Source organism: Neorhizobium sp. SHOUNA12A, from assembly GCF_023006505.1.
In the GTDB taxonomy this organism is placed as follows: Bacteria; Pseudomonadota; Alphaproteobacteria; order Rhizobiales; family Rhizobiaceae; genus Neorhizobium.
The window spans coordinates 1-15,040 of the sequence record NZ_JALBGV010000024.1; the positions used below are offsets into that span (position 1 = coordinate 1).

At 61.3% G+C, this 15,040-nt stretch carries 13 protein-coding genes, 1 tRNA gene and 1 pseudogene; 7 read left to right on the forward strand and 8 right to left on the reverse strand.

All coding sequences use genetic code 11. From position 1 onward, the window contains the following. From MOV63_RS13105 to MOV63_RS13115, 3 genes and pseudogenes are all read left to right on the forward strand, one after another. Positions 1-116, forward strand: a pseudogene (locus tag MOV63_RS13105) (IS481 family transposase); the annotation flags it as partial. Positions 117-215: 99 nt separating this feature from the next. Continuing rightward, positions 216-1,421 carry a CynX/NimT family MFS transporter gene (locus MOV63_RS13110; RefSeq protein WP_247034108.1) on the forward strand — a complete coding sequence of 402 codons (1,206 nt, stop codon included), beginning with the start codon at positions 216-218 and terminating at the stop codon, positions 1,419-1,421. A gap of 118 nt (positions 1,422-1,539) precedes the next feature. Further along, positions 1,540-2,481 carry an acetamidase/formamidase family protein gene (locus MOV63_RS13115; RefSeq protein ID WP_038543356.1) on the forward strand — a complete coding sequence of 314 codons (942 nt, stop codon included), beginning with the start codon at positions 1,540-1,542 and terminating at the stop codon, positions 2,479-2,481. A gap of 8 nt (positions 2,482-2,489) precedes the next feature. Here the strand turns inward: MOV63_RS13115 and MOV63_RS13120 are convergent, their stop codons facing one another. Continuing rightward, positions 2,490-3,245, reverse strand: a complete 756-nt coding sequence (locus tag MOV63_RS13120; RefSeq protein WP_247034109.1) for a BA14K family protein — start codon at positions 3,243-3,245, stop codon at positions 2,490-2,492. 288 nt (positions 3,246-3,533) lie between these two features. Here MOV63_RS13120 and MOV63_RS13125 point away from each other — a divergent pair, with 288 nt between their 5' ends. Continuing rightward, entirely contained in the window at positions 3,534-4,385 is an 852-nt protein-coding gene (locus MOV63_RS13125; protein ID WP_247034110.1) for a hypothetical protein, read from the forward strand. Positions 4,386-4,440: 55 nt separating this feature from the next. After that, the gene (locus tag MOV63_RS13130) at positions 4,441-5,019 is read left to right on the forward strand and encodes a hypothetical protein (protein WP_038543358.1); all 579 of its coding nucleotides are present in this window, start codon (positions 4,441-4,443) and stop codon (positions 5,017-5,019) included. Between the two features lie 431 nt (positions 5,020-5,450). Here MOV63_RS13130 and MOV63_RS13135 read toward each other — a convergent pair. The 4 genes from MOV63_RS13135 to MOV63_RS13150 form a co-directional block, all read right to left on the reverse strand. Next, positions 5,451-5,526 (reverse strand) — tRNA-Lys (locus tag MOV63_RS13135). A 232-nt stretch (positions 5,527-5,758) separates the two neighbouring features. Beyond that, positions 5,759-6,679, reverse strand: coding sequence for a PhzF family phenazine biosynthesis protein (locus tag MOV63_RS13140; RefSeq protein WP_247034112.1), 921 nt, complete (start codon positions 6,677-6,679; stop codon positions 5,759-5,761). A gap of 64 nt (positions 6,680-6,743) precedes the next feature. Next, a complete protein-coding gene (locus tag MOV63_RS13145) occupies positions 6,744-7,478 on the reverse strand; it encodes an NUDIX domain-containing protein (protein ID WP_247034114.1) in 735 nt (244 codons plus the stop codon). Next, the gene (locus tag MOV63_RS13150) at positions 7,475-8,584 is read right to left on the reverse strand and encodes an endonuclease/exonuclease/phosphatase family protein (RefSeq protein ID WP_247034116.1); all 1,110 of its coding nucleotides are present in this window, start codon (positions 8,582-8,584) and stop codon (positions 7,475-7,477) included. The genes MOV63_RS13145 and MOV63_RS13150 overlap by 4 nt, the downstream gene beginning before the upstream one ends. 189 nt (positions 8,585-8,773) lie before the next feature. Between MOV63_RS13150 and MOV63_RS13155 the strand changes: the two genes are divergently transcribed. Further along, positions 8,774-9,136 carry a DUF4189 domain-containing protein gene (locus MOV63_RS13155; RefSeq protein ID WP_038543367.1) on the forward strand — a complete coding sequence of 121 codons (363 nt, stop codon included), beginning with the start codon at positions 8,774-8,776 and terminating at the stop codon, positions 9,134-9,136. A gap of 10 nt (positions 9,137-9,146) precedes the next feature. On the opposite strand, the gene MOV63_RS13160 is transcribed toward MOV63_RS13155, so the two are convergent. From MOV63_RS13160 to MOV63_RS13170, 3 genes are read right to left on the reverse strand one after another with little or no spacing between them, the layout of a single operon-like run. Next, positions 9,147-10,175: an ABC transporter ATP-binding protein gene (locus tag MOV63_RS13160; RefSeq protein WP_038543370.1), complete on the reverse strand. Its 1,029-nt coding sequence runs from the start codon at positions 10,173-10,175 to the stop codon at positions 9,147-9,149. Beyond that, a complete protein-coding gene (locus MOV63_RS13165; protein ID WP_247034118.1) occupies positions 10,163-11,857 on the reverse strand; it encodes an iron ABC transporter permease in 1,695 nt (564 codons plus the stop codon). The genes MOV63_RS13160 and MOV63_RS13165 overlap by 13 nt, the downstream gene beginning before the upstream one ends. Before the next feature lie 12 nt (positions 11,858-11,869). After that, positions 11,870-12,853 (reverse strand): ABC transporter substrate-binding protein, encoded by a 984-nt coding sequence (locus MOV63_RS13170; RefSeq protein ID WP_247034120.1) that lies wholly within the window; start codon positions 12,851-12,853, stop codon positions 11,870-11,872. 243 nt (positions 12,854-13,096) lie between these two features. Here MOV63_RS13170 and MOV63_RS13175 point away from each other — a divergent pair, with 243 nt between their 5' ends. Beyond that, positions 13,097-14,998 carry a CASTOR/POLLUX-related putative ion channel gene (locus MOV63_RS13175; RefSeq protein ID WP_247034122.1) on the forward strand — a complete coding sequence of 634 codons (1,902 nt, stop codon included), beginning with the start codon at positions 13,097-13,099 and terminating at the stop codon, positions 14,996-14,998. Positions 14,999-15,040: the final 42 nt, after the last annotated feature.

Here is a 15,040-nt window from a genome sequence, read left to right on the forward strand (position 1 = left end):
GGCTCAAGACGCTAAAGGGCCTCACGCCCTACGAGTTCATATGCAAACGGTGGACTTTGGAGCCGGATCGATTCATCATCGATCCAATCCATCAAATGCCGGGACTAAACACCTAGGCTAAGAAATCATGCCGTCCGCGACGGAATTTATGCCTCGGTTCGTACGGGGGTGATAAAGCGGTCGGATGTTTGTTCGATGATTGGAATAGAGTCAGCATGACGCGTTGGGGACATGTCACAATCGCCGTTCTGGGCGGCATCGCTGCGGCCCTGCACGTCGGCAAGGTACCGCCAGCTATCCCCATGCTGCGCTCCGAACTCGGCATCGATCTCGTGGCTGCCGGCTGGCTAATGGGCTTGGCAAGCGCTCTCGGCGCCGCCTGCGGCATCCTGATCGGCCGGTTCACCGATTACCTGACCCATCGGCGCGCGATGATCCTCGGCCTCGCGTTGCTGATCGCCGGCAGCCTGATCGGCGCCCTCACCCATTCGCAAATGGTGATCTTCGCCAGTCGCGTGCTCGAAAGCGTCGGCCTCATCATGGTCTCGGTCGCAGCCCCCGGCCTGATTGCGGCCTCGGTCGAGCCGCGCGACACCGGCCTTGCCTTCGCGCTCTGGGGTATCTGGATGCCGGTCGGCATTGCGGTGATGATGATGATCTCGCCCTTCCTGCTGCCGAGCTTCGGCTGGCAGGGTTCCTGGATTTTCGCCGCCATGCTCAGCGTCATTCCGATGGTAGCCCTGCTGGCGATGCGCCTTCCAAAACCACAAACTGCCGGACATCCGACGACGTCGCTGCTGACGGCCGTCAAGCTCACCGCGTCCCGGCCGATGTCCTGGATACTCTCCGGTATTTTCGCCGCCTACAGCGCCAGCTTCATGTCCGTCTTCGGTTTCCTGCCGACGCTGCTGATCGAGGAAATGGGAACCGGCCTCGCGGCTGCGTCCATCATGACCGCGCTGGCAGTGCTCGCGAACGGCGTCGGCAACATATTCGGCGGCGTCTTCGCGCGTTGGGGTGCCCCGCGCTGGGTGCTGATTGCCGGTCCCTGCGTGATGCTGACGCTGACCGCCTTCGTCGTCTTCGGCCACAGCTTTCCGCTCTGGATGCGCTACGGTGCCTCGGTGCTTTACGCGGTGTCGGGCGGCGTCCTGCCGGCGACCATCATGGGCTCGTTGCCCGTCTATGCACCGCGCCGAGACCTCGTCGGAACGTTCAGCGGCTTCGTCATGCAGGGCTCCAATATCGGCCAGGTCTTCGGACCAATGCTGCTCGCGTCGATCGTTGCAGCATCCGGCTGGCAGGGCGCACCGTTCTACATCGCCGCCGCAACAGGGCTCGGCCTGGTCCTGGCGCTCTGCCTGCGCCAGACCGAACGCCGCATGGCAACCACGAGACCGGAGGCCGCCGGAACGGCCTAAGACTTGCGGCAACGGCCCAACTAGCAAATCAATCGTCGCGAACTGGGCTGGATTTGCGGACTGGCGTGCAAAGTAAAATCGGCTAGTCTCTCCCCGGATCAGATAAGCGAGCCCGGCCATGCAACATCACGTCTCCGCCTCTTCCAAAACCTGCGCCTGGGGTTATTTCGACGCCGCCCGCGAGCCGGTGCTGACGATCGACAGCGGCGACACGGTGGTGATCGACACGGTCTCCGGCCCTGCGGAAGTTCTGCCGAAGGAAGGGTTCACCATCCTTCCCGAACATCTCGAAATTCACGAAAACTGCCGGCCGATCATGCAGGGCCATATCCTGACCGGCCCGGTCGCCGTGCGCGGAGCCAGGCCCGGCCAGGTGCTGGAGGTGAAGATCCTCGATGTCGAGCTGCGCCAGGACTGGGGCTATAACGTCATCCGCCCGCTTGCCGGCACGCTCCCCTATGATTTCGAAAGGCCGCGGATGATCACCATCCCGCTCGACAAGCAGGGGAATGTCGGCCGCCTGCCCTGGGGTCTCGACCTGCCGCTGGCGCCCTTCTTCGGGGTCATGGGCGTCGCTCCGCCGCCGAACTGGGGCCGCATCACCTCGATCATGCCGCGTTCGCACGCCGGCAATATCGACAACAAGGAACTGGTCGCCGGCACCACGCTTTATCTGCCGATCTTCAACGAGGGCGCGCTGTTTTCCTGCGGAGACGGCCATGGTGCGCAGGGCGACGGCGAGGTCTGCATTACCGCCATCGAGACGGCGCTGCGCGGCACCTTCCGGCTTACCGTGCGCGACGATCTTGATTTCGTCTATCCACGGGCTGAAACGCCGACGCATTACATTACCATGGGCATGGATCCGGATCTCGACCAATGCGCCGTCATGGCGCTGCGTGACATGATCGTGCTGCTCGGCGAAAAAGGCGGCCTGTCGCGGGAAGATGCCTATACGCTCTGCAGCCTTGCCGGCGACCTGCGCATCACCCAGACCGTCAACGGCTGCAAGGGCGTGCATATGATGATGGCGAAGAACCTCGTCCAACGCGCCGCCTGAGCTGGTGATCAGCCGAAAGGCGATTGGCATTGGCGGCGCGGGCCGCCGGCGAAGGGCTGATAGCTGTTGTCCTCGGCCTGGTAGGACCGGTAACGGGCAAAACACCATTCCTCATGGGATCCGGCTGGAGCGTCGGCCTCGATCGCCCGCGACTGTGCGTAGCCTACCGCTCCGTCATTCGCCCGTTGATTGGCGCGGGTAGCCGGTCTTTCTGGAAGCGGCTGCAATTCATCCTGCATCTGCAGAGCTTGCGGCTGATCACGCATCGGTGCCGCGGCAACGGTCCCGGTCGCGGCAGCGCCCGGTGCCCGGCACTGCCGGCGGGAGCCGCCGCTGAAAGGCTGGTAACTGTTGTCTTCGGCTCGATAGGATTTGTATCGCGCGGAGCACCAGTCGGCCTGGGCGGGATCGAGCATGGCTTTCCTCTCGTCCTGCGACTGCGGCACTGTAGCCGGCTGCTGCGGATTGATGGACCCGGTCACTGTATTGTCGACGGCTACCCCCGTGGCGGTCTGCTGGACAGCGGGCGTTTCCCGCGTATCAGCTGCAACCGAAGCCGGAGGCGTCGCAGCGGGCGGGCGCTGATAATCCTGGCCGGCGGTGTCGACGGCCTTCGGTTTGGAGGTCCACAGGTCCGGCGTATCCATATTGGCGAACTTATGGGGTTCGGGCACGGCGATCACGTTCGCGGTAATGATCACGCCGCTCAGGAACACCAGAACGAGCAGGACAAGGCTGCCCAAAAGCAAGAGGATTGGCTTCATGACCGCGCTCCCATTTCGTCTTGCAGACCAAATGCCGATCAGGCGCCGGAGTTCCCGTCGAGGGAGCAAAAGAAACGGGATTGGGGATGAAAGTAGCCCTGCCGGCGGAGAGCAGCAACAAGTGCGGCCGTTGTTGCGTTTTGGCGGAAACGTAACAATGAGTTCGGAAAGGTTGATGCGCTGATAATCGTCGGCAAAGTTTTCTACGTATACGCGAAATTCTTCCGCAGCTTTTCCGGTCTATGGTCACCCCCATCGACGACCATCTTCAATCCGGAAAACATTGCTATGCCACTTTTGTCCGCAGCCATTTTCTTATCCGCGACCATCCCTTCAATGCCGCCCGCACCGATCGGCGACGAGTACCCTTTGTTTAAGCAGACGACCACTGCGATCATCACCGAGGCCACCGATTACGGCGGGACAAAGTCCACGATGAAGGCGAAGGTCACACCGGAGTCGGCGAAATCGTGGTGTGGGAACTGGTATCCTGGAAAGAAGAACTGCGTATCCGACGCGCTTGAATCGTCCGCTGATCATGTCTACGAAGCCACCGCCAATTGCGAGACGGGCGATCTCTGGACTGATGGCAAGCATTACCTCTTCGACGGCCCCGAGACCAAGAACCAGAACTTTCAGGGGTATGTCGGCGTCAAAGACGCTGCGACAGGCAAGCGTCTCGGTATGTCGGATGCCGATCGAGGCCGTGAGTTCGGTGGCCTGTGGCTTACGCTATGTCCGATGGGATGGCCTTACAAAACCGTTCCGGTCGACCAGACGTTTAAGCTGGGCCCCAACGACGAAAAGTATGGAGAACACATCGGCCACAACAAGTCGGCGATGTTCAATCACCAGCGCCAGCACATCATCGTCTATGCAGAGCCCAAACAGTCTCTGGCCGGAACGGTCACGGAAGACACCGTGCTTGTCCGTGGCTGGGAGGTTCCGAACGAGTGGTTCTCGGGGATCGCCTACACCTATAAGAAAGGCTGCGCTCCGGCGCCGTACCTCGTCAGCGGCCATTACCAAGGCGGAAATCTGACGCTTTTGGGCAGGGCGCCTGTCAGGGAAGGCTGCAACGTCATCGGATATAGCGACAAAGGTCCGAATGCCAGGCTCGTTTTCGATCTGTCCGAGTGACGGATTGCAGTAAATTTCAACATTATACAGCTATCAAATCTGAAGGAATTCTCGGATGAAGAACGTTATCTTCGAGACCGGTGAGATTATTGAAGTCGGTGAAAACCGCTCATATGGAAATAGCCGGTTCTACACACACATCGAATTGCAGCGTGCCGATGGCTCAAAAGTCCGGCTGGACGATGTCGCAGTCTCGTTGATGGTCACTCCGAAGCTCTTGACGAGTGCAGTCGCTCTGAACCTCGCCAAGCCCCCGATCGCTACAATTGCTTTCGTGCATGAAAAGGGGCAGATGCTTGACAAGCCGGTCATCCTCGGCGGCAAGTCTACAGGTCACCACTTCAAGAACCTTGTTCTTGGCTATGCCAGTGAAAACACCTACGGGATTGAGCGCGGAGTTTCCGCAGGACTGCTGCTGTTCTCGAAGATTGCAACCGTGTTGCTTGCACTCTTATGCGTCTACATTTTCATGGCCGGCTGGTGGTTGATTGTCCTGGTCCTTCCGGCACTTGCGTTGATCGTGTCAGCTTTGTCGTGGCGTCAACTTATCCGCTTCCAGAAGATCTCCGACGTCATTAAATCCAGATTCGTTGAAATGGGGTACATCGACAGCACTACGACCGTATATTCGTAGGACGATCCTGTCGGGGGTTTGCTCCGGACCCAGGAATCGCACTGCCGGCGGTTTGCAGTCGATACACGTTGCCGTAGATGACCGTTGGATCCAAAGCCTTGCCGCTGGGGCCTCCCGGCGACAAGGCACCAACTTCCCTGGGAAACTTCGATCACTGTTCTCCAGCCGCTGACGATGTCGCCTACTGCGAGCATTTCTCGCCAACGTCACCAAGGTCGTCGGCCGCTCTCGACTTTGCACCGAAGACCCTTAGCTTCACCGATGGGGTGTCTCAAAGGTGTTATCCATAGAAATTCGGGAGGCCAAATCTGCGCGTGTAGACGCTTCTGCATGCGATCTCTCAGAGGAGCCTCTTGTGATCGCAGCGTCATCCTTAGATTTAAATATGATCTTTAATGTTGGCGCACAACGAATTGATATCGTTGAAGAAATGGTGGGTGATGTAGGGCTCGAACCTACGACCCGCTGATTAAGAGTCAGCTGCTCTACCAACTGAGCTAATCACCCAAGAACCATCTGTGCGAGGCGTGCTCGCCAGCGGTGTGAGGGCGTATAAAGGGGATCGTTCGGCTTGTCCAGCGGCTCGGTGAAAATTATTCGCCCGACCGGGCAAAAAATCCATGAGGTCGGATTTTGCGCCTGACGGAAACCTCTCCGCAGCTCGATAAGCGACGCAAAAACGAAAAGTTTCAAAGTCTTAATGCGTCACAATATCGCAATCATCGACAAGCGGCGAAATTCAAAGATAGAGCGTGCCTTCCGCGACCTTGATCGCCTGGCCGCCGATGCGGGCCCTGGCGATCTCTCCCTCCTTCACATCGATATGCAGATGGATCAGGGACGGACGCCCCATCTCCACCCCCTGCTCCACCAGCACCGGGTGATGGCCGTCCGGCAGCGCATCGAAATGCCGGATTGCGCCGGAGAGTGCGGCAACGGCAGCGCCCGTGGCCGGATCCTCGGAAATCCCCATGTCGGGCGAGAACATCCGGGCATGGAACTTTGCCTGATGGTTCACGCCGCTGCGGCAATAGACGTATGCCGATGCCAGAGCGCCCTCGACGAACGGCGCCGCTTTTTCCCACAAGGCCGTGTCGAATTCGAGATTCTGCACCGTTGCCAGATTGTGCAGCGGGATCATCAGGAAGGGCACACCGGCGCTCCAGATGGAGGCGACATGGTTCTCGAAACCGATATCCGTCGATTTGACGCTAAGCGCATCGGCGAGCCCCTGCCGGTCGAGCGGCAGCTCGATCCGCACCGGCTTTCGCGGCAGGTCGAATTCGGCAAACCCCGCCTCGCCGGCACGAAACCGCACGGCGCAGCGCACCGGGCCGACATTTTCCTCCAGCACGCAGACAAGGTCCATGTCGAGCTGCCCACCAGACCCATGATTGAGTTCGGCAAGCGCCACTGCCGTTCCAACGGTCGGATGCCCGGCGAAAGGCAGTTCGCGGCCCGGCGTGAAGATGCGCAGACGGGCTGCATAAGCGGCATTCGCGGAAGACTGAACGAACACCGTCTCGGAGAGATTCATCTCCCTGGCGATCGCCTGCATTTTGTCGTCGGCAAGGTCGTCTCCGTCGACAATCACCGCCAGCGGATTGCCGGCAAGTCGTCTATCGGTGAAGACATCATAGATGCTGTAGCGACGGGCCAACCACACCTCCTCGTGTTTCGATGGCGCCAAACTGCCCGACCGGTCGGTTCAAAGCAACCCCTGTTCAGCGCATCGAATGGCCGAAAAACAGGTCGAGAATCGGGAACATCAACGGGCTGTAGGGATGAGCGCCGCGATCGGCCGAGCGGATCGCCACCGCACCGGCAATCTCCTTTTCCTCGTCGTGCACCATATGTTCGGCGATGCGTGCCAGCATCTCCCGCGCCGTAAGATCGAAGCGATGGAAGCGGAAACCGACGACCCGGTGCCCGCTGTAGCTGGCGAAGAGCTGCCGGTCCGCCTTCGCGTCGGCGAGATCGAGGCCGGTTTCCTCCCGCACTTCGCGGCGCATATTGGCCTCGAGATCGAGCTTGCCGTCGACGATGTCCAGAAGATCGAGTGAACCGGCGGCGCAATAGACCTGGCCCGGATTGGCGGTCCTTTCGCTCATCCGGACGGCGATGATTGCCCCATCGGACGAGACGGGCACGGCGAAGCCGAAGAGATGGAAGGCGCCGGCCGGATCGGGCTGTTTCCGCCACCACAAGAGCGTCGAATAGGGGATGACATGCGCCTCGCCGATGATCACGCCGTCCCGGAACGAAAGCCTGTTCTGCAGCACCATCTGGCCGTTGAAGAGATGCGGATTGGCCGCCGCTTCCCGCCCCCAGTTCTCCTCGATATCGTCCCGGTGCGCGACGTAGATGGGATGTGCTCCGGGCAGGACCGAAAGATCGAAAGCCTCGACCTCGAAGACGGTATTTTCAGGCGGCCAGCCGCTGATCGTCTGGATGGTCATCGAAGCTCCAGAGACATCACGACGGGGCAATGGTCCGATGCCTTCGGCCGGTCCCATCCGATGCGCGGAAACCGTTCCACTTCCTGCCCCGGCGGAAAGACCGTGCGATAAGGCTGGCCGCCGCGGATGATCTCCGGAACGCTGTCGGGGTTGTGCTCGGCGAGCGCCGGCGACAGCCAGATATAATCGAGCTGGCAGAGATGCTGCTCCTCCGGACCGCGTGCATGATAAAGCGTCCAGCGATCCATCACGTCGCGGCGCGTAGTCGGGTTCACCACGAAGTCGTCGTCGGTGAAGACGTTCAGCGCACTTGCCTCTTCGCGCCGCGGTTCGAACCGGTATCCTTCGCGGCGGGTGCCGATCACCTGCACCTTTTCCTGATAATCGTTCATGTCGCCGCAGATGGCGAAGTTCTTGTCCGCCGTTCGGCTCTTACCGAAACGGCGTTCGACGATCTGGCGCACCGCTTTCGCCTCAGCGATGCGGATCGCCATCGTGCCCGTGCGGCCGTCCTGGCCGTCGCGGGCATTGCCCATGGATTTGAAGTGCACGACGAACAGCGAGAACGGCTTGCCCCCGATCGTCAGCTCCAATTCCAGGCAGTCGCGCTTGAAGATCTTGTCATGCGCCTGGTTGCTGAGCGCCAGTTCGTCGTTGAAGAGGCCGAGATCCTGATAGGTCAGCATCGCGTGACTGCGCACGTCCTGCACCTCGATTTTCTCGCCGCTGCGGGTCTCCTCGCGCATCAGCACGGCAACGTCGATGCCGCGCGAATCATTGCCCTCGACCAGATATTTCTGGCGATAGCCGTTGCCGACCATGCGGTAGAGATAGCCATATTCGAAGGCCTGCAGGGCCGGCATGCTGTCGACCTCCTGAAGGCAGAGGATGTCGGCATCCGCGTCGGCGATCGCCAGCGCTGAAAGCTGCCGGGTGTCGTCAGTCTCGGCGATCATGCGGGCCTGTTCGAGCTGCTGGTAGACCGCCTTGTCCTGCACATCGTAGAGCCGCAGCACCCGGTCCTGCCGAAGCTGGTTGCGCCAGCCGGAAAAATCGAAACGCGTCATCAGGTTTTCAATGTTGAAGGTGCCGAGACGTAGAGACATCGAATCCATCCTGCTGCAGCCTTCACCTTAACCGCCGGTGCTCGTAATAAAAACGAATGAATCGAGAAATTTAAGTCGTCATTATCGGCAACCCACAAAGTCGGTTGCAGAAATTCGGTACCGATGCGACCTTCAGGCCAGCGGCACTATTGTGATCGGGGTACGATCTGCCGTCGGGGGTTCTTGTACATGAAACGCATAATTCTGGCATCTCTGTCCTTCTGTGCTCTGTTCGCCGGTGCCGGCCAGTCGATGGCGGACGGATTTGGCGCCATCGCCTATTCGCCGCGCACGGGTGCGCTCGGCTGGTCCTACGATCATGCAACCCGCCGAAGCGCCGAACGGACCGCACAGTCCAATTGCGACGCCAGCGACTGCCGGATCGCAATCTGGTTCGATCAGGCTTGCGGCGCCGTCGCCAAGGGTCCTGACGGCTGGGGCTCGGGCTGGGGTTACAACCGCAGGGAGGCCGAAAACCAGGCGATCGGCTCCTGCCGCCAGAACAGCCGCGGCTGCAGGGTCATCCGGTGGCAATGTTCCGGAGCCCGATAAGGCCGGCGGTTTAAAGACGCCAGGCCGAGCGGATGACGACGGCGAGCCTGTCCCCGGACTTTACCGGATGGCGGCTGAAGGCGCGCAGTGTCTGCCCATCCGGCAAGGCAAGGCGCAAGGCATAACGCTCGCCTTCGAACAGAACCGACAGCACCGTCACCGCGGCACCCCCGGCGGCGATCTCGACATCCTGCGGGCGCACGAGAATGTCGGCGCAAGTCCGTTCCGTGCGATCCGCCAGAATGTCCTGCATGGCCGGCCATTCGAGAAGCCGCCCGTCACCGACGGGTGACGGCAATGATAGGATCGATCCCTGCCCCACGAGACCGCCGACCAGCCGGCCCTCAGGCCGCGCATAGATCTCCTCGGGCGTCGCCACCTGCAGCAGCCGGCCCTCGGACATGACCGCGACGTCGGTCGCTAGCGCCATCGCTTCCGCCTGGTCATGGGTGACATAGATCATCGTTGCGCCCGACCGGGCATGAAACTCGCGAAACGTCTCTTCCATTTCCTGGCGCAGGTGCCGGTCGAGATTGGCAAGCGGCTCGTCGAGCAGCACGACATCCGGTTCGGTGACGAGGCAGCGGGCAAGCGCCACGCGCTGCCGCTGTCCGCCGGAAAGATCGGCGGGGCGCCGGTCGGCATAGGTTTCGAGGTGGACGGCGGCAAGCGCCTCCTTGACCTTACGGTCGCGCTTCTCGCCCGAAATGCCCCGGACCTTCAGCGGATAACCGACATTCTCCGCGACGCTCATATGCGGCCAGAGCGCATAGGACTGGAAGACCATCGCCATGTTGCGATGTTCGGGCGGCACCATCTCGCCAGCATCTGCCAGAACTCGCTCGCCGAGCAGGATCGAGCCGTCACTCGGCTGTTCGAAGCCGGCGATCATCCGGAGCACCGTCGTCTTACCGCAGCCGGAAGGCCCCAGCAGGGCCAGGAAGCCCCCTTCCCGCACCGTCAGCGATACGTCGTTGACGGCCGCCCGGCCTCCCAGATCGAATGTCTTGGAGAGACGGTTGAGGATCAGCTTCGCCACGGGACCACACCTTTCGGCAGACGTTTCGCCATCAGTTCCAGCACGATCATCATCGCGATCACCATGACGACGACGAGGACGGAAAGTGCGGCGGCGATGTTGAAACTGCCGCTGTCATCGAGATTGTAGATCAGCACGCCGAGCGTCTGGGTGCCGGCCGACCAGAGGAGCGCCGAGACGGTCAGTTCGTTGCAGGCGATCAGGAACACGAGGATCACCGAAGCGCCCGCGGCTGGTGCTACCAGGGGCACGAGAATATCGGCGAGACGGCGGGCAAAACCTGCGCCGGAAAGCCGCGCGGCCTCTTCAAGGGAGGGATCGAGCTGGCGGAACGCGCTGACCACCGGTTTCAGGCTGACGGCGAAGAAGCTGGAGAAATAGGCGATCAGGATGATCCAGATCGTCCCGTAGATGGAGATGCCGATCACCGGAATGGGCGCCGCGAACAGCAGGATGAAGGCGACTGCCAGCACGATGCCCGGCAGCGCATAGGGAATTTCCGCCAGCGCCGAGATGACGCCCACGAAGCGGCTCTTGCTGCGCACCAGAAAATAGCCGGTCAGCACCGTCACCACCAGGAGACCGAAGGCGGTGGCAAGCGACAGCGAGAGGGAATTCGTGAACGCGATGCGCGTCGCCGCCTGGCGGAAGAGGATTTCCTCATAGGCTTTCGTAGTCGCGGTCGCCGTGCTGAGCGGCACGCCATAGGCAGGCGCCAGCGAACTTGCGACGAGGGCAATGAGCGGCATGAAGAGGATCAGGAAGATCGTCAGCCAGAGCAGCAGTTCGGCAAGCCATCGCCAGGCGCCAAGCCGGAACACCGCGACCTGTCCCGACAGGCCGATGACGCGATAGTCGCGGCCGCGCAGCACCCGTGCCTCGACCATCAGCCCGACGACCGACAGTATGGCGATCAAGGCGGACAGGACGGAGATATCCGCGAACGTGCGAGGACCGAAAGCGGCAAATTTTGAATAGATCAGGGTCGGCAACGTGTAGATCCCGGCAGGAATGCCGAGGATCGCCGGAATCCCGAAATTGCCGACGCAGGATACGAAAGCGATCGCCGCCCCCGCCGCAAAACCGGGCAGAGACAGCGGCAGGATGACGTCCTTCAGGACCTGAAAGGACGACGCGCCGGAAAGCCTTGCCGCCTCTACACCGTCGCGCGGCAGCGCCAGAAGCCCGGCCCGTAGCGACAGGTAGACGAGTGCCGCATTCTGCACGCCGTAGAGCAGCGCGATGCCGCCCACCGAATAGAGCGGCTGCGGCGAGCCGAGCGGCGGCGCAAGCCCCAGCGCCTTCAGGAGGGCGCTCGAAGGCCCGGTCATGCCGATCCAGGACAGCGCCGTCACCTGCGGCGGGATCATCGTCGGCAGCATGAACAGGAAACCGAGGAGAGCCTTGCCGCGGATGTCGAACAGCGTCAGCAGCAGCGCGAAACCGCCGCCCAGGACCACGGCCGCGATCATGCCGAAGAAGGAGGTCGACAACGTGTCATAGACAGACCGCCACAGGCTCGGGTCGGACAGAAGTTCGCTCGCCCCGCCCCGAAAGGCGGACATGATTCCGGTCGCGGCAAGTCGGCCGAGCGGCAGCACGCTCAGGCAGAAGATCACGGTTACGACAAAAGGAAACAGCCAGCGTGGCTGGCTGTTTCCCTGTTTTTGAGGTCGCGTCATATGGCGCTTATATCAGCCTTTGATGCCGAAGATATCCGCGAAACCCTTGACGTCCTTCTCGGAGTTCTTGAGCGCCTCGGGAGCATTGATCGGCAGGACCTTGATCGTCTCGCGCGCCGGGAAGCCGGCCGGTACGGCCATGCCGTTGCGGGCCGGGATGTAGCCGAGCTTCAGGAAACCTTCCTGGCCCTTCTGCGAGAGCACGTAATCGATGAACTTCTTGGCATTGTCCGCATGCTTGGTGGAGGCAAGGATCGCGGCGGGCTCGGTGACGGCAGACACGCCTTCCTTCGGGAACACGAACTCGACGGGAGCGCCCTTCGCCTTTTCGCGGATCGGCAGGTAATCGACCACGAAACCGTAAGCCTTCTCGCCCGAGGCGACGGATTTCAGGATCGCGCCGTTACCACCGGCGGCAATCGCGCCGTTTGCCTTGAGGTTCTTGTAATAGTCCCAGCCGAGGCCGGATACGCCGGCAAGCGTCTGCGCGTGGATGAGGGCGGCACCCGAAGCGAGCGGGCTCGGCATCGTCACGAGGCCCTTGGCTTCCGGCTTGGCAAGGTCCGCCCAGCTGGTCGGTTTCATCGCGGCTTGGGTGTTGTAGATGATGCCGGTGGTGATCAGCTTGGTCGAATAATAGAAGCCGTCGGCGTCATAGAGCGCCTTGTCGTAATTGGCGGCTTCCGGCGACTTGTAGGCCATCAGCTGGCCGGCCTGCTTCATCCGCTCCAGCGTCACCGTGTCGGCGATCAGGAGAACGTCGGCCGCCGGATTGCCGGCCTGAATCTCGGCATTGAGCTTGGCCATGATCTGCGGCGTCCCGTCGCGCACCCACTGTACGTCGAGGCCCGGATTGGCAGCCTTGAAACCATCGACGGTCGCCTGCGCGTCCTCATTCGGCTGGCTGGTATAAAGCACGAGATCGGCGGCCTCGGCGGCGCCGGCAATCATGCCAAAAGCCACGAGGGCGGTGAAAGCGGAAAGAAGGTTCTTCATCGGAGCGTCCCTGTTCGAACATAAGGTGCGGACGATAAGCATTCCTGATTGACAGCCATGTGACAGGCTGTGGAGCGACGTCGCCTTACGGCGCCTTTTACCAGCGACTGCCGGGATTCGAAGACTAAATTTACTGTGCTCCAATCATTCCGGCCCGACAGCACTGTCGAACCCGGCCGCTTCAATTGTTTCGCAACCAAATCCTGCCATCTCGTGCCATAGGGTATATTTCGGGGACACAAGATGAAAAGCCGGGCAAACTGGGGCGCGCAGCTGCGCTATGGGTTCGACAAGAGCATGGCGGGCGGCGCAATCGCGCTGATCGGCTGGCTGGCGCTGATATCGCTGGTAGTGATCATGATCGCCGGCGCTATTCTCGCCGTAACCGGCATCGCGCCGGAGGGTGCAGAGCCGCTGGGCTTCGTCGAAGGCACGTGGGAATCGCTGATGCGGACCTTCGATGCCGGCACCATGGGTGCCGACCAGGGTTGGAGCTTCCGCATCATCATGCTACTGGTCACAATCGCCGGCATCTTCGTCTTCTCGGCACTCATCGGCGTCATCTCATCAGGCCTGGAAGACAAGCTCGACGACCTGCGCAAGGGCCGTTCGCGGGTGCTCGAAACCGAGCATACGATCATCCTCAACTGGTCGCCCTCGATCTTCGACGTCATCTCGGAACTCGTCATCGCCAACCAGAGCCGCCGCAACCCTCGCATCGTCATCATGGCGAACAAGGACAAGGTGGAGATGGAAGACGAGATCGCCACCAAAGTCGTCGATCGCAAGAACACCAAGATCATCTGCCGCAGCGGCGACCCGACCGACCTCTACGATCTCGGCATCGTCAATCCGCAAACCTCGCGATCGATCATCGTGCTGTCACCGGAAGGTGAGGACGCGGACCCGCAGGTGATCAAGACGGTGCTTGCGCTGGTGAACGATCCCAACCGGCGGACAGAAAAATACATGATTGCCGCCGAAATCCGCGACGCCGACAACGCCGAAGTCGCAAGGATCGTCGGCGGTAGCGAAATGCAGCTGGTGCTCGCCGACGACCTGATCGCCCGCATCGTCGTCCATACCAGCCGCCAGGCGGGCCTGAGTGCCGTCTATTCCGAACTGCTCGATTTCGACGGCTGCGAAATCTACACGCTCGAACAGCCCGACCTCGTCGGAAAATCCTTCGGCAATGCGGTGCTGGCCTACGACAAGAGCACCCTGATCGGTCTCTGCGACAAGGACGGCGCCATTCATCTCAACCCCAATCCCAACCAGGTGATCGCCGCCGGTGATCGCGCGGTCATCATCGCCGAAGATGACGACTCGATCAAAACCTGGTCCGGCGACATGGGCATCGACAAGAATGCCATCAAGGCGATCGTCAAGCGAGCCAAGACCGCGGAGCGCACGCTGATCCTCGGCTGGAATCGCCGCGGCCCGATCATCGCGACCGAACTTGCCCGCTATGTGGCGCCCGGCTCGCGGCTGACGATCGCCGCCGACACGCCGGAATTCGAAGGGGAAGTCGCCTCACTGAACCTCGACAGGTCCGTGCTTGCCGTCGATCACCGGGTGATCGACACCAGCAGCCGCCCGGCGCTCGACGCGCTCGACATCCCCTCCTACGACCACGTCCTGGTTCTCGGCTACAGCGACAGCATGATGGCCCAATCGGCCGATACCCGCACGCTGATCACTCTTTTGCAGCTCCGCAAGATCGGCGAGACGGCCGGCAAGCATGTCAGCGTCGTCAGCGAGATGATCGACGTGCGCAACCGCGAGCTCGCGGAAGTCACCCGCGCCGAGGATTTCGTCGTCAGCAACAAGCTGGTCAGCCTGATGCTCGCTCAAGCCTCCGAAAACGAATCCATGGCGGCGATCTTCGAAGAGCTTCTGGATGAGGCCGGCTCCGAGATCTACATGCGGCCGATGAGTGATTATGTCGATATTTCGAAACCCGTAAACTTCTTCACTATAGCGCTGGCAGCCCTTCGCCGCGGCGAAATCGCCATCGGCCACCGCCGCCAGCGGCCGGGCGCCGCCGATGTCAGGAATCTCGGCGGCGTGGTCGTCAATCCGCCCCGCGCCGAAATGACCTCCTATGCGGACAGCGACATGCTCATCGTCCTCGCCGCCGACTAACAGGACAGTCGAAGAAGGTCGACCAACAAAAAAGCCTGCCGT